Annotated in this window: 9 protein-coding genes and 3 pseudogenes; 9 read left to right on the plus strand and 3 right to left on the minus strand. The window is 63.3% G+C overall.

Annotation, left to right across the window (positions count from 1 at the left end; all coding sequences use genetic code 11):
* Positions 1 to 51: 51 nt before the first annotated feature.
* From B0G82_RS33490 to B0G82_RS39575, 3 genes and pseudogenes are all read right to left on the minus strand, one after another.
* Positions 52 to 1842 carry a glycoside hydrolase family 15 protein gene (locus B0G82_RS33490; RefSeq protein ID WP_116144462.1) on the minus strand — a complete coding sequence of 597 codons (1791 nt, stop codon included), beginning with the start codon at positions 1840 to 1842 and terminating at the stop codon, positions 52 to 54.
* A 97-nt stretch (positions 1843 to 1939) separates the two neighbouring features.
* Positions 1940 to 2938, minus strand: a complete 999-nt coding sequence (locus B0G82_RS33495) for an SDR family oxidoreductase (protein ID WP_121310386.1) — start codon at positions 2936 to 2938, stop codon at positions 1940 to 1942.
* Positions 2939 to 3304: 366 nt separating this feature from the next.
* Positions 3305 to 3738: pseudogene (locus tag B0G82_RS39575) on the minus strand (methyl-accepting chemotaxis protein); the annotation flags it as partial.
* 105 nt (positions 3739 to 3843) lie between these two features.
* Here B0G82_RS39575 and B0G82_RS33505 point away from each other — a divergent pair.
* The 9 genes and pseudogenes from B0G82_RS33505 (at position 3844) to nudC (ending at position 14118) form a co-directional block, all read left to right on the plus strand.
* A pseudogene (locus tag B0G82_RS33505) lies at positions 3844 to 5688 on the plus strand (thiamine pyrophosphate-requiring protein).
* A gap of 17 nt (positions 5689 to 5705) precedes the next feature.
* Positions 5706 to 6860: an enolase C-terminal domain-like protein gene (locus B0G82_RS33510; RefSeq protein ID WP_121310387.1), complete on the plus strand. Its 1155-nt coding sequence runs from the start codon at positions 5706 to 5708 to the stop codon at positions 6858 to 6860.
* The gene (locus B0G82_RS33515; protein WP_121310388.1) at positions 6857 to 7825 is read left to right on the plus strand and encodes a hypothetical protein; all 969 of its coding nucleotides are present in this window, start codon (positions 6857 to 6859) and stop codon (positions 7823 to 7825) included. Before B0G82_RS33510 ends, B0G82_RS33515 begins: the two co-directional genes overlap by 4 nt.
* Positions 7822 to 8472 carry a gluconate 2-dehydrogenase subunit 3 family protein gene (locus B0G82_RS33520; RefSeq protein ID WP_121310389.1) on the plus strand — a complete coding sequence of 217 codons (651 nt, stop codon included), beginning with the start codon at positions 7822 to 7824 and terminating at the stop codon, positions 8470 to 8472. Before B0G82_RS33515 ends, B0G82_RS33520 begins: the two co-directional genes overlap by 4 nt.
* Positions 8462 to 10105, plus strand: coding sequence for a GMC family oxidoreductase (locus B0G82_RS33525; RefSeq protein WP_121310390.1), 1644 nt, complete (start codon positions 8462 to 8464; stop codon positions 10103 to 10105). Before B0G82_RS33520 ends, B0G82_RS33525 begins: the two co-directional genes overlap by 11 nt.
* Before the next feature lie 88 nt (positions 10106 to 10193).
* Positions 10194 to 10494: pseudogene (locus B0G82_RS40775) on the plus strand (integrase); the annotation flags it as partial.
* A gap of 535 nt (positions 10495 to 11029) precedes the next feature.
* Positions 11030 to 12622, plus strand: a complete 1593-nt coding sequence (locus B0G82_RS33535) for a flavin monoamine oxidase family protein (RefSeq protein WP_199730200.1) — start codon at positions 11030 to 11032, stop codon at positions 12620 to 12622.
* Between the two features lie 22 nt (positions 12623 to 12644).
* On the plus strand, positions 12645 to 13034 hold the full coding sequence (locus B0G82_RS33540) for a cytochrome c (RefSeq protein ID WP_241975048.1): 390 nt from the start codon (positions 12645 to 12647) through the stop codon (positions 13032 to 13034).
* Between the two features lie 151 nt (positions 13035 to 13185).
* Positions 13186 to 14118 (plus strand): NAD(+) diphosphatase, encoded by a 933-nt coding sequence (nudC, locus tag B0G82_RS33545; RefSeq protein ID WP_121310393.1) that lies wholly within the window; start codon positions 13186 to 13188, stop codon positions 14116 to 14118.
* The last annotated feature ends 96 nt before the right edge of the window (positions 14119 to 14214 follow it).

Here is a 14214-nt window from a genome sequence, read left to right on the forward strand (position 1 = left end):
CTAGTCAGCCCCCGCATGGAAGAGCCGCAAGAGCCGCACAGACCACCAGGGTTATTCCCTGAATCCCTTGCCGCCCCGTCGTAGCGTAGGCCCACTTAGAGCAAGTGCAGCGTTGACAATCGAAAGATGGGTTAGTGCCTGCGGGAAATTGCCCGCAAGGTGGCGCCCCGGCACGTTGTATTCCTCGGCAAGCAGTCCCACATCGTTTGCGACGGCAAGTAGTCGCTCGAACTGCTCCCGAGCTTCCCGATCGCGGCCCTGCAATTTCATGCATTCGGCCATCCAGCAGGAGCACGCGAGAAACGCCCCCTCGTTTGGCCCATCGGCATTCGCCTTTTTGCGTCGAACCAATCCCCCTTCCACAAGTTCCCGCTCAATCGTTGCAATTGTCGAGGCCATACGGGGATTCTCTACCGGGAGGAACCCGACCAGTGGCAGGAGCAAAAGGCTAGCATCCAGTGTCTGTGCGCCATAGTGTTGCGTGAATGTGCCAAGCCCCTCGTTCCAGGCTTCCCGATATATCTCGTCACGTACGGTCTGACGGAGCTCAGTGATCCGGCTTAAGAGGCCGCGACTAACCCGCTCGTTCGTTGCATGCCGACTGACAAAGCGATCGAACGCCACCCATACCATGACCTTCGAATACGTGTAATGGCACGGCTCGGCTCGCGACTCCCACACCCCGGAACCTCTGGTTCGCCAGATCGTTTCGAGATGTTCGACGAGCCTTCGTTCAATGACGAATTCCTGGTCCGATGGCGGAACTCCGCCTCGGGATGCGAGATCGACGCAGTCCAGCACCTCCCCGTACACATCGAGCTGGTGCTGCGTGGATGCGGCGTTGCCGACCCGCACGGGCTTTGCGAAACGGTAGCCTGGCAGCGCATCCACACCCCACTCCGGCAAATGGCGCGAGCCGTCAACCCGGTACATGATCCGAAGTTTATCCGGCGACCCGGCAATCGCCCGGAGTAGCCAGTTTCTCCACCCCTCGGCCTCCTCGTGGTAGCCGGCGTTCAGCAATGCTGTAAGTGTGAAGCTGGCATCTCGCAGCCAGCAGTAGCGATAATCCCAGTTCATCCCGCCACCGGGGGCTTCGGGGAGCGAGGTAGTGGGCGCTGCGACAAGACCGCCGCTTCGCCGGTGAATCAACGCCTTGAGTGTAATCAGCGAACGACGGACCTGAACCGGCCAGTCCGTCATGGCATTGTCGAACCGGCCAATCCAGTCGCGCCAGAAACGTTGCGTTGAAACGAGCGCTGCCTCTGCGTCTATTGGCGCGGGTGGCCGTTCGTGTGAGTTCTCATAACTCATGACGAAAGCGACACGCTCCCCGGCTGACACCTCGAATTCAGCGACAGTTGACTCGGCGCTCACGGAGAGCTTCACTGACGCCCGCAACACGATCAGATTCGGGCCCACCTTCGCGATCATGGCGTCTGCCTCCGCCACGCTCCATGGGGCAAGCGCCCCGTAGTCAAAACGCAGCCGCACGTCGCTGCGTACTTTTACGATTCCCTGAAGCCCCACTACGATGCGCACGAGCGAAGAAAACGTCGTGCGTACAGGCATGAAGTCGATAATCCTCACCCGACCGTCAGGTGTCTGGAAGTCCGTTTCCATCACAAGGGTATCGTCCTGATAGCGCCGACTTTGCGAGGCGCCCCCATCTGCCGGCGCGAGAGTCCAATGGCCGTGATCATCGGTGCCCAGTAGCGCCGCAAAGCACGCATCATCGTCGAATCGCGGCCAGCATAGCCAGTCAATGGAGCCGTCGCTAGCCAGTAGCGCAGCAGTCTCGCCGTCGCCAAGCAGCGCATAATCTTCAATCAGCTTGCTCACGGTCTCTTTCTCCCGCCACCCGCCGGCCGCTGGAAATGTTCGCTGGAAATCGCGTGGCGAAGAAGGTTAATACCGCCTCACCGCGTAGTTAGAAGCGCTATTTCGTGCGCTTCCCGCCGAAAAGCAGGTACGCTCCGCCCAAAACAGCGGCGCCCATCATCGCCCAGAATGCATTGCGATGTCTGCTCGTAAATATCTCCCAGTCGCTCCCTCTCGAGCGACGATCAAATCGACCGTGCGCACCGTAATCTCCGGGAACTGGTTTGAACAGGTTATCAGGCGAATCAGGTTCAAGCGGTTCGTCAGTAAGTTGACCCTTGTACCCGGCCGTGGCCAGATACCTGTCAATCATTGCCGGCGCGATCCGATTTGCGAGAATCGTCTTGACCGTAGGGAAGCCCACCCATACCTCCCGCCGCCGGTGCGTGGCCGCAAAGAAAATCGCTCGCGCAGCGACTTCGGGTTCGTAAATTGGAGCGATTGGCTGAGCCTTTTTCCCCATCTTGTTCAACGCCCAGTCGAATTGTGGGGTGTTGACTGCAGGTAGGTCCACCATCGTCAGATGGATGTCCAATCTGTCATGAATGATTTCTGAGCGCAATGCATCCGTGAAACCCCGCACTGCGAATTTGGCTCCACAATAGATCGACTGGAGCGGAACGGAGCGGTAGCCGAGTGCCGATCCAACGTTGACAATGGTCCCGCGGTTGCGTGTTCGCATACGCGAGAGGGCCGCCATCGTCCCATGCACCTGTCCGAGGTAAGTCACCCGTGTACCGCGCTCGAACTCTTTCGCAGTGAGTTTCGAGACCGGCGCGAACACGGTAGCCATTGCAACGTTGACCCAGACGTCGATCGGCCCGAGTTTGCGCTCAACAAGTGAAGCTGCCGTCTCGACGGCTTCGGCATCGGCCACGTCCGTGGGAATACCGAGGGCGCGCACGCGGTACATCCTTTGCAGATCCGCCACGGCTCGCGCGACGCGCGCCTCATCGCGCGACAGCAGCGCGACGTCATACCCGCGCCGGGCGAACTCCTCGACGGTCGCCCGCCCGACCCCTGCGCCAGCGCCGGTCACCACCACAACTTTGGCCATCGCGTAATCCTCTAATCGTACTGGGTTGATTCGGTCTCCGGCCAGTATGGACGGCAAGCGTATGGGAATGCTGTCTCCCAGCCGCTACCAGCAGTTTCTGTTCCTTCGATGAGTGGTTGTGACGCGCCAGATTGTCGCGTGCACGCTACTGGTATAACGACTGGCTAGACCACAACGCGTTGCCGGGAAACGGTCCCAACAGCTTGTCAAGCTACGGCCGCCGTCACGATTACAGCAAGATGCAACGCATTCGGGGGCCAGTCGGGTACCGCTCGTCCAACAGCCCCGCAAAGCATCGTGCGCTGCGTTCGCATTGGACGCGTTCCCGTGATGGCCCTGAGTGGCCAGAGCAATAACTGGTCACCGTCAGCGTTTTATCCAGGTGGCCTGCAGATGACGACACTCCGGAGCTCGTGCTACCGCCGCAGCCTGCTCGACAAGCGCGACGTTCTGTTGAGTGGTGCTATCCATCTGTGTGACTGCATTGTTCACCTGGTTGATACCCGCACTCTGCTCTGCCGCGGCGGGAGCTATCTCACTCGCAATGCCAGACACTCTCGAAATCGCTTCCTGCACCGCGCGAATCTTCAGGCCTGTGCTATCAACGAGATCTGCACCGCTGTGAATTCCCTACACTGTACTTTTGATCGGCGCCCGGATCTCTTTGGCTGCGATGCGCTACGCTGCGCAAGTACTGGACACTCGGCGACAACGGCGACTCCACGTCCCTCTTCACCTGCCCGGGCCGCTTCTACCGAAGCATTCAGCGCGAGAATATTAGTCTGGAATGCAACGATTTGAAATGCCGAACATTACGGTTTGCAATATCGCGGAACAGTACTTGCGTCGACTGCATTGCTCGCTCGTCGCGAGACCATCCGCGAGATGGGCCTGAGGAGATTTGTATGGCGCAAACCGTTGGCGACTTCATCATCGAGCGGCTGCATGCATGGGGCGTGCGCCGCATTTACGGCTATCCTGGCGATGGCATCAACGGCGTGTTCGGCGCGCTGAACCGCGCGCAGGCCGCCGCGGAAAAAGGCAAAGGTGACAAAGGGAAAAACCGGCTCGCCGGCCCGATCGAATTCATTCAGGTACGACATGAAGAGATGGCCGCCTTCATGGCTTCCGCGCACGCGAAATTTACCGGTGAGCTGGGCGTGTGCATCGCCACATCCGGCCCCGGCGCGTCGCACCTGATCACAGGTCTTTACGACGCGCGCATGGACCATATGCCGGTGCTCGCGCTCGTCGGCCAGCAGGCGCGCGCCGCGCTCGGCGGTCACTATCAGCAGGAACTCGATCTGGTGTCGATGTTCAAGGACGTGGCCGGCGCGTTCGTCGAGCAGGCCGTGGTGCCCGCCCAGGTGCGGCATCTGGTGGACCGCGCGGTTCGAATTGCGCTGTCCGAACGTAAGGTCACCGCGATAGTGCTCCCGAACGATGTGCAGGATTTGACTTACGAGCCGCCCGCCCGCAAACACGGCACGCTGCATTCGGGCGTGGGTTATCGCGCGCCGCGTCTCGTGCCGCACGACGACCAGCTTCGGCAAGCCGCCGACGTGCTGAACGCGGGCAAGAAGGTGGCGATTCTGGTCGGCGCGGGCGCGCTGCACGCCACCGACGAAGTGATCGCCATCGCCGACAAGCTCGGTGCCGGCGTGGCCAAGGCGCTGCTCGGCAAAGCCGTGCTGCCTGACGATTTGCCGTGGGTCACCGGCTCGATCGGACTGCTCGGCACGAAGCCGAGCTACGATCTGATGACGCGCTGCGATACGCTGCTGATGATCGGCTCCGGCTTCCCATACTCGGAATTTCTGCCGAAGGAAGGCGACGCGCGCGGCGTGCAGATCGACCTGAAGGCCGACATGCTGAGCCTGCGTTACCCGATGGAAGTGAATCTGGTCGGCGACAGCGCGCAGACGCTGAGCGCGCTGCTGCCGCTGCTCGAAGAAAAGAAGGATCGCAAGTGGCGCGAACAGATCGAAGACTGGACCGGGGACTGGTGGAAGACGCTCGACAAGCGCGCGCACGAACCCGGCAAGGACGCGGTCAATCCGCAGCGCACAGTCTGGGAGCTGTCTTAGCGCATCCCGTCGAACGCCATCGTGACGAGCGATTCGGGCTCGGTCGCGAACTGGTACGCGCGCGATTTGCAGGTGCAGCGCGGCATGATGTGCTCGCTGTCGGGCGGACTCGCGTCGATGGGCGCGGCAGTGCCGTACGCGATTGCCGCGAAGTTCGCGTATCCGGAACGTCCGGTGATCGCGCTCGTTGGCGACGGCGCGATGCAGATGAACAACATGGCCGAGCTGATCACCGTATCGAAGTACTGGCAGCGCTGGTCCGATCCGCGCTGGATCTGCATGGTGCTCAACAACCAGGATCTCAACCAGGTGACCTGGGAACAGCGCGCGATGGAAGGCGATCCGAAGTTCGAGGCATCGCAGGACATTCCTTCGGTGCCGTATCACAAGTTCGCGGAGCTGATAGGACTGAAGGGCATCTACGTGGACGACGCCGGGAAGATGGGCGTCGCGTGGGATGAAGCGCTCGCGGCGAACCAGCCGGTCGTGATCGAAGTAAAGGCTGATCCCAACATCGCGCCGCTGCCGCCGCACATTACGCTCGCGCAGGCCGAGGCGTTTGCGACGACGCTGATAAAGGGCGACCCGGACGAAGGCAACGTGATCGTCGAAACGGCGAAGCAGGTGCTCGGCGCGGTGCTTCCCGGTCATCACGACAAATAACGCGCCCGAGGTGCGGCATGAACGGCAGCAACGTCACGCACGGCAGCGCGCAAGCGCCGGTTCAGGCGCTGCGCGCCTGCGCCTACCGCATTCCCACCGACGCGCCTGAAGCCGACGGCACGTTCGCATGGGACGCCACCACGCTGGTGATTGTCGAAGTCGATGCGGCCGGTGAGACCGGCATCGGCTACACCTATAGCGACGCGAGCACCGTCGCGCTGATTCACCACACGCTCGCGGACTGCGTGCTGAAGCACGATGCGTGGGACGTGCGCGCGCACTGGCGGCGTATGCAGTACCAGGTGCGCAATCTCGGCCGCGCTGGGTTGGCGGCCACCGCGATCTCCGCGATAGATTGCGCGCTGTGGGATCTGAAGGCGAAGCTGCTCGGCGTGCCGCTCGTCAGACTGCTGGGCGCCGCGCGCCACACCGTGCCGCTCTACGGCAGCGGCGGTTTCACCACTTACGACAACGCCCGTTTGCAGGAACAGCTATCGCACTGGACCGGGCGCGACGGCTGCCGCTGGGTCAAGATGAAGATCGGCAGCGACCCGCAACAAGACCCGGAGCGCGTGAAGGCGGCACGCGCGGCGATCGGCGACGCCGGCCTGTTCGTCGATGCGAACGGCGCGCTGTCCGTGAAAGAAGCGTTGCGGTGCGCGCAGTGCTTCACCGAACAGCAAGTGGAGTGGTTCGAAGAACCCGTTTCATCCGACGACGCGTGCGGGATGGCCGTCGTGCGCGAGCACGCACCGGCCGGTATGGACATCGCGGCGGGCGAATACGGCTACACGCTCGACGACTTCAAGCGGCTGCTTGCTGCGCCTTCGGTCGACGTGCTGCAGGCGGACGCGAGCCGTTGCGGCGGTATCACGGGCTTTCTGCAAGCCGCCACGCTGTGCGATGCGTATCACCTGCCGCTGTCGGCGCACTGCGCGCCCGCGCTGCATCTTCATGTGGCGTGCGCAGCGCCGCGTCTGCGTCATCAGGAGTGGTTTCACGATCACGTGCGTATCGAAGCGATGCTGTTCGACGGCGCGCCGCAACCGCGTGACGGCGCGATCGCGCCAGATCTGTCGCGGCCCGGCTGCGGACTCGAATTCAAGCGCGCCGACGCGGCGCCCTACCTCGTCGCACAGACCGGCGACACAGCACGGGAGCGGCACTCATGAATTCCTCACGCGTACTCGGCATGTTATGGACCATCGCAGGCGCGGCCGCGATCGTTTCGTTGAGCACGCGGGGCGACGCCGCGTCATCGTCTGACGCAGGCAAATCCAGGACCCGCACGCCAAAGCCGCGAGCGTTGGCCGCCGCGCCGGCCACACACGTTCATATCGAAGCCGCGCGGTCGTTCAATCACAGCGCCGCGCTGCTCGCGCTGTCCGTGCTGACCGACAGCGCAATGGAGCACTACCGCGGCTCGTTCGACAACCCCGCGATGTGGACGCCGCTCGTCGTCGCAAGTTTGTCGCTCGCGGCCGGCGTGCATGGCGGCAAGGATAACCGGTCGCGCAGACACCATGTCCGGCATGCGATCTACTGCAGCGCGGCGGCGACCGGAATTGCAGGCACCGGTTTCCATCTGTACAACGTGACGAAGCGGCCCGGCGGCTGGAGCTGGAACAACCTCTTTCATGCGGCGCCGGTCGGCGCGCCGATTGCGCTGCTGCTGTCCGGCGCACTCGGCGCGGTCGCCGAGAGACTGCGCGACGAACCCGCTCACGAGCCGCGACTGCTCGGCATGCCTGCGGGCCGCGCGTTGGGCTTGCTGGTGGCGGCGGGCTTGATCGGGACGGTCGGCGAGGCGGCGCTGCTGCATTTTCGCGGCTCGTTCCAGCATCGCGCGATGTATGCGCCGGTCTCGGTGCCGCCGATCGCGGCGGCGCTGCTCGCGCAGGCCGCACTGGCGCAGCCGCGCGAGCGCTGGTTCGTCCGCTTATGGCTGCACGTGACGACGCTGCTCGGCGTGGCGGGCGCGGGCTTTCACGCGCGCGGTATCGCGCGGCGCCAGGGCGGCTGGCGCAACTGGAGCCAGAACCTGTTCGCCGGGCCGCCGCTGCCCGCGCCGCCGAGTTTTTCGGCGCTGGCGCTCGCGGGACTCGCCGCGATGAAACTGCGGGAGACCGAAAAGTGAGTGCACGGCAAACCAGCTATCCGGGCTACGACGTTCTCGACAAACGCAGCACGCCGTCATGGGACGAACCGACGCGCGCGGTGATCGACGAGCGGCTCGCAACGCCCCAGGAACCGCGCTTTTTCAACCCGGTTGAATGGCTCGCCGTGAACGCGTTGTGCGCGTGCATCATGCCGCAGGCGAACGCCGAGCCGGTCGTGCCGCTCGCCGCGCTGCTTGATGCGCGGCTGCATGCGAATAGCGGCGACGGTTATCGCGATGCGCGGCTGCCGCCGCAAAGAGATGCGTGGCGCACCGGCCTCGCCGCGCTCGACGCCGAAAGCCGCGGGCGTCACGAATTGCCGTTCGCGAGCATCGAACGAAACGCACAGGTCGCGCTTCTCGAACGGATGCAACGCGGCGAACTGAGCGGCGCGGCGTGGCGCGGCATGCCAGCCAAACTGTTCTTCGCCGAGCGCGTGCTGCACGACATCTGCGGCTTGTATTACGCGCACCCGCACGCGTGGAGCGAGATCGGCTTCGGCGGCCCCGCGAATCCGCGCGGTTACGTGCGGATGTACTTCAACCGGCGCGATCCGTGGGAAGCGGTCGAAGCGCATCCCGGCGACGAAGCGCACGCCGCGCGGGAGAACCGCCGTGTTCGATGACGCTCGACACGAGCCGCGCGGCACCGGCGGGCGCGCGCCGGATGTATTCGTGCGCGGCGGCTGGGTGCCGATGCGCATGTATCCGAACGACGAGGAAGTCGACTTCGCGATCGTCGGCACCGGCGCGGGCGGCGGCACACTCGCTTGCCGGCTGGCGGAACTGGGCTTCAAGGTCGTCGCGTTCGATGCGGGCGCGTGGTGGCGTCCGCTCGAAGAATTCGCGTCGGACGAAGCGCATCAGGCAAAACTCTTCTGGACCGACGAGCGCATCTGCGACGGCGACAATCCGCTCAAGCTCGGCAACAACAACAGCGGCAAAGCAGTCGGCGGCAGCACCGTGCACTTCGCGATGGTCTCGCTGCGCTTTCGTCCCGAGTGGTTCAAGTCGCGCAGCCTGCTCGGTTATGGCGCGGACTGGCCGCTCGATTGGCGCGAGATGTGGCGCTACTACGCGCAAGTCGAAGACGCGTTGAAGATCGCGGGGCCGGTCGACTATCCGTGGGGACCGAAGCGGCCGCGCTATCCGTATCGTCCGCACGAACTGAACGCCGCCGCGATGGTGCTCGCGCGCGGCGCGGAGGCGCTCGGCATCGGCTGGAGCGCGACGCCGCTCGCGACGCTTTCCGCGCCGCGCGGCAAGGCGCATCCGTGCGTCTATCGCGGCTTTTGCGTGTCCGGCTGCGCGACCAACGCGAAGCAGAGCGCGCTGGTTACGTGGATTCCGCGCGCGGTGTGCGCGGGCGCCGAAGTGCGCGATCTTGCGATGGTGGGCCGCGTCGTCACCAACGACGCGGGGCTTGCCACCGGCGTCGAATATCTGCGCGAAGGACGCTGGCAATTCCAGCGCGCTAAGAACGTGGTGGTGGCGGGCTACGCGATCGAAACGCCGCGTCTCTTGCTGATGTCGGCGAACGGCCGCTTTCCCGACGGGCTCGCGAATAGTTCCGGGATGGTCGGCAAGAACCTGATGGCGCAGTCGAACCAGGCCGTATACGGTACCTTCGATGAAGAAATCCGCTGGTATAAAGGGCCGCCTTCCCTCGCGATCACCGAACACTGGAATTACACCGACAAGGGCAAGGATTTCTTCGGCGGCTACGCGTACATGAGCCAGGGCCCGTTGCCGAACGCGTGGGCCGCATCGCAGAACGGCCGCGGCTTATGGGGCGACGCGCTCGCCGCCGAGATGCACAAATACAACCACCAGGCCGGGCTGAAGATCGTGGGCGAAATGCTGCCGCAGGAACGCAACCGCGTCACGCTCGCCGACGAAAAGGACCAGTACGGCCTGCCCGTCGCGCGCGTCACGTACTCCTGGTGCGATAACGACAAACGCCTGATCGACCATTCTCTCGGCTTCATGGAGCGTGCGCTCGCGGCCGCGGGCGGCTCGGAGATCTGGCGCGAAACCGACGACACCTGCCACCTGAACGGCACCGCGCGCATGGGCGACGATCCGGCGACGAGCGTCGTCAATGCCGACTGCCGAAGCTGGGACATCCGCAACCTGTGGATCTGTGACGGCTCGGTGTTTCCGACCGTCGGCGGCGTGAATCCGTCGCTGACGATACAGGCCATTGCGTGCCGCACCGCCGATCGCATCAAGGCCCTTGCAGCGCGCGGAGAACTGTAGACGGCGCGCGTGCAAGCGGATTGTCTGGCACTTCATTTGCGACCGACGAGAGGTGAAGGGATCACTTTCTTGAGACGTCCAGCGCGGCCTGGCCACAGCGGACGACCTGAGTGCGATACGCGCGTGGCTTGCACGTGTCGTCGACACGAAGACCACTTGCGAAAACTACCGCAAGGAAGCTGAGCGGCTCCTGTTGTGGTCAATCGTACAGCTGGGCAAGCCTTTGTCATCGCTCACGCACGAGGACCTGCTCGCCTACAGGCTATTCCTGGGGGGATCCACAACCGCGTTCGCGCTGGGTGTCGGATGGCGGGCGCAAGTTCCCGCGCCACGATCCGCGCTGGCGGCCGTTTTACGGGCCGCTGGCAGTCCCAGGCCAGCGCCAGGCTTCAGGCGATAGAACGAGCAGGATTGTCCAGGGCACTTTCCTCAGGACGCGGCCACCTCGAAGTGTCGCGCAATTATCCGTCGCTCCTGCATCGTTGAGAGGCCTGGTGCGGCTGCCATGAAAGCGCGGAGGCGGATCCAGTTAAATATCAGGACTTTCTGTTGTCCAGACCTTCCGCCGATTTCCAGATGACCGCGTCACGCCAGTCTTTGAAAGAAATCGTATGATCTATGGGCTGTTCCCAGGCGAAGACCCACGTCTCGACACGTCCGTCCCGATAGAAAATATTCGCGGCCTGTCGCATCAGGAGGGAGCGATTCTCATATAGCTGGCTTGGCTAAGAGCTTTAGGTTCACGCAGTCCGGCGGCTGCGACGACTCCTGATAACGGACAGTTGCACACGGCGAAGAAAAACAGTTCATAGTTTTGATTCGCATCGAGCCCGGTTCAAGCGACGGTAGCCGCATGCCTTCGCAACCCGGGCCGCCATCTGACTTAGCTCGCTATCGTTTCTCCAATCAGGACACCAGGTCCTTATGTCGAGAATGACCCCCAACGCTATGAGCCGCCGGCATCTACTGACGCTGATCGGCAGGAACCTCGGCGCGGCCGCCATGATGCAAGGTATGGGCACGCTCGGGTTCGCCGCTGCCTCCACCTATGCCGGACCGATCCGGCTCGACGGCGCGCCCAAAGGAACGCGCATTCTTGTGCTCGGCGCGGGCATGGCCGGCCTCGTCGCGGCCTTTGAGTTGAGGAACGCGGGCTACCACGTACAGGTGCTCGAATACAACGACCGCGCGGGTGGCCGGGCGTGGACTGTCAGGGGTGGCGATCGTTATACAGAACTCGGCGGTGCCACCCAGTACTGCGATTTCGCTGACGGTCTTTATCTGAACCCGGGGCCGTGGCGCATTCCGTATCATCACCAAGGTGTACTCGACTACGCAAGGCGCCTGAAGGTGCCGCTCGAGCCATTTATCCAGGTCAACTACAACGCCTACCTGCATTCGACAGAGGCCTTCGGTGGCCAACCCCAGCGATTCCGCGCGGTGCAGACGGACTATCAAGGGTATATTGCCGAGTTGCTTTCCAAAGCGATGCGCAAAGACACACTCGACGATGCGCTGTCAGCCGACGATGCGCAACTGCTACTCGAATCCCTGCGCCAATGGGGAGCGCTCGGTCGGGATGGTCGCTACCAGATGGGCGGCCGAAGCAGCGAACGCCGTGGATTCAAAACCGCGCATGGCGGTGGGCTGATGCCCGAGGCCGTGCCATCGAATCTGCTGCCGCGCCAACCGTTGCTTGCATCGCGCTTGTGGCAATGGCTGTCTTCGGGCAACGAGCTGGACTATCAGAGCACCCTCTTCCAGCCCGTCGGCGGCATGGACCGGATTGCTCATGCGCTTCATTCGCAGGTCGCGAGCGCCGTGGTGTTCAACGCCAGAGTCACGGGCATCCTGCAGGACGAGCACGGCGTCACCGTGCGCTATACCGATACGACCACCCGGACCGAACGGAACGCGCACGCGGACTGGCTCGTGTGCACCATTCCGCTCTCGATTCTGAGTCAGATCGACATTGCGGTTGGCCCGGCCATGCGCGCCGCAATCGATGCCGTACCTTACGAGACATCGGTGAAAATCGGCTTGCAATTCGGCCGGCGCTTCTGGGAGGAAGACGAGCAGATCTACGGCGGCATCACGCACACCGACCTGCCGATCTCGACGATCGGCTATCCGGCAACAGGTTACGGTTCGAGCGGTCCTGCGGTGCTGCTCGGCGCCTACATGTGGGGGCCCGCCAGCTATGAGATGGGTGCGCTGCCGCCGGCCGAACGGATCGCCGTGGCATTGAGCCAGGGCAGCCAGATTCATCCGCAGTACGCGCGTGAGTACCAGAACGGCTTCGCGATGAGCTGGAGCCGGTCACCGTTTACGAATGGCTGTTTCGCTGCCTGGACGGACGCGTTGAGACAGGCGCATTACGCGAATCTCTGTCAGATCGACGGACGGATCGTCCTCGCCGGCGAGCACGCTTCCCATATTCCGGCATGGCAGGAGGGCGCCGTGCTGTCGTCACTGGATGCGATCACCCGATTGCATCGGAGAATCGTCAATGGATAGGCCAACGCTGATCCTCGGCGTGATGCTGATCGCCATGTCGATGGGCGCCGCGACGATACCGGCTCAGGCGGTGGCGCAGGACGCGACGCGCACCTTCACGATTTCGCCGGGCTACCGCTTCACCGAAAAAAGCGGCGAAGCGCTTTACAACGCCAGTTGCGCTGGATGCCATATGCCGGATGGAAAAGGCGCACAGGGCGCGGGTCACTTCCCCGCGCTCGCTGACAACCCGGCAGTCGAAGCCGCACCCTACGTTATCATCAACGTACTCCACGGGCGAAAGTCGATGCCATCGTTTGGCGACGAGATGGATGACAATCAGGTCGCCGCTGTCGTCAACTACACGAGAACCCATTTCGGCAATCGGTTTTCCGGAGGTGTTACGCCGAGCCAGGTTCGAAGTTTGCGCTGAGTTGACGTGGCAGGGATATGGATGCGTGGTCTCCTTTGCGCACCCTCCTCCATCTGGCCATCACCCCCTGCGAGCCGACTGGACCTGAACGGGCGATAAAGCCCAACCCCGTGCCATACTTGCGGATCTCCCTGCTACCTTGACGACCGTGATGATCGCCACTTCCGCGTCCATCGGCTTTAACTTCAACCCGCTCGACCGCCACTCCGACAAGCGGGACGACCACGCCTTCATCGAGCATCTGCGCAACCATCCTGCCGCGCGCTTTCTCGTCTTCCATGGCGACGTCCCTTTGCTTAAGCGAGGCAGCGAGTACGATCCGTGGTTCGCCGCCGGCGAAACCACCGCCTTCGGCGAGCCGCTTCATCGTATTTTCCTGGGCGAAGAAAGCGACGGCAGCGGACGTTTTGCGCTCGGCTTCGCGCCTGCGGACCCGGAGCCTGACAGCGGGCATGAACACATCGACCTTCGCTCGCTAGCGCTGCAAGACCTCGTCGCAGCTGGAGCCCTCGGCGTTCTGGCTGAGGCCAAGTCGATGCTCGATTGGCATCGCCGCCACGGCTTCTGCGCGAACTGCCGCTCCGCAAGCCGCGTCACCAACGCCGGCTGGCAACGCATCTGCGATGTTTGCGGCGCGCGCCATTTTCCACGGGTGGATCCAGTCGTGATCATGCTGGTGATAGACGGCGAACGGTGTCTGCTCGGCCGCCAGCGGCATTTTGGCAAGGGCATGTACTCGGCGCTTGCCGGTTTCGTCGAACCGGGCGAGACCGCCGAAGACGCCGTGCGCCGCGAAGTAATGGAGGAGGCCGGCGTGACGTGTGCGCAGGTTGTCTACTTTGCGTCGCAGCCGTGGCCGTTTCCTTCATCGCTAATGATCGGGTGCTTTGCGCAAGCGAGCGATACTGACATCGTCATCGATACGATAGAACTCGAAGACGCCCGCTGGTTCTCCCGTGAGGAGGTTGCGGCGATGCTCGCGGGAACGCATGCCGACAGACTCTCGGCGCCCAAGCCATTCGCCATTGCCCATCATTTGCTGCAGGCGTACGTCGAGAAGGGTGATTCGGTATTGATCGGCTGAGCAGTCAATCCGCACCGCCGCTGCACGCGCCGCGAAACGCCCTTCCGCTTCACGCGCGGATCCCCATTGGGCGTCCGTATGCAAGTGGAAGTTCGG

This window comes from Paraburkholderia sp. BL17N1 (assembly GCF_003634175.1).
Lineage (GTDB): Bacteria > Pseudomonadota > Gammaproteobacteria > Burkholderiales > Burkholderiaceae > Paraburkholderia.

Excerpts from the sequence above, each read along its gene's own strand:
- B0G82_RS33515 (WP_121310388.1), top strand. The coding sequence starts at position 6,857 with ATGAATTCCTCACGCGTACTCGGCATGTTATGGACCATCGCAGGCGCG.
- B0G82_RS33495 (WP_121310386.1), bottom strand. The coding sequence starts at position 2,938 with ATGGCCAAAGTTGTGGTGGTGACCGGCGCTGGCGCAGGGGTCGGGCGG.
- B0G82_RS33535 (WP_199730200.1), top strand. The coding sequence starts at position 11,030 with ATGTCGAGAATGACCCCCAACGCTATGAGCCGCCGGCATCTACTGACG.
- B0G82_RS33510 (WP_121310387.1), top strand. The coding sequence starts at position 5,706 with ATGAACGGCAGCAACGTCACGCACGGCAGCGCGCAAGCGCCGGTTCAG.
- nudC (WP_121310393.1), top strand. The coding sequence starts at position 13,186 with ATGATCGCCACTTCCGCGTCCATCGGCTTTAACTTCAACCCGCTCGAC.
- B0G82_RS33540 (WP_241975048.1), top strand. The coding sequence starts at position 12,645 with ATGCTGATCGCCATGTCGATGGGCGCCGCGACGATACCGGCTCAGGCG.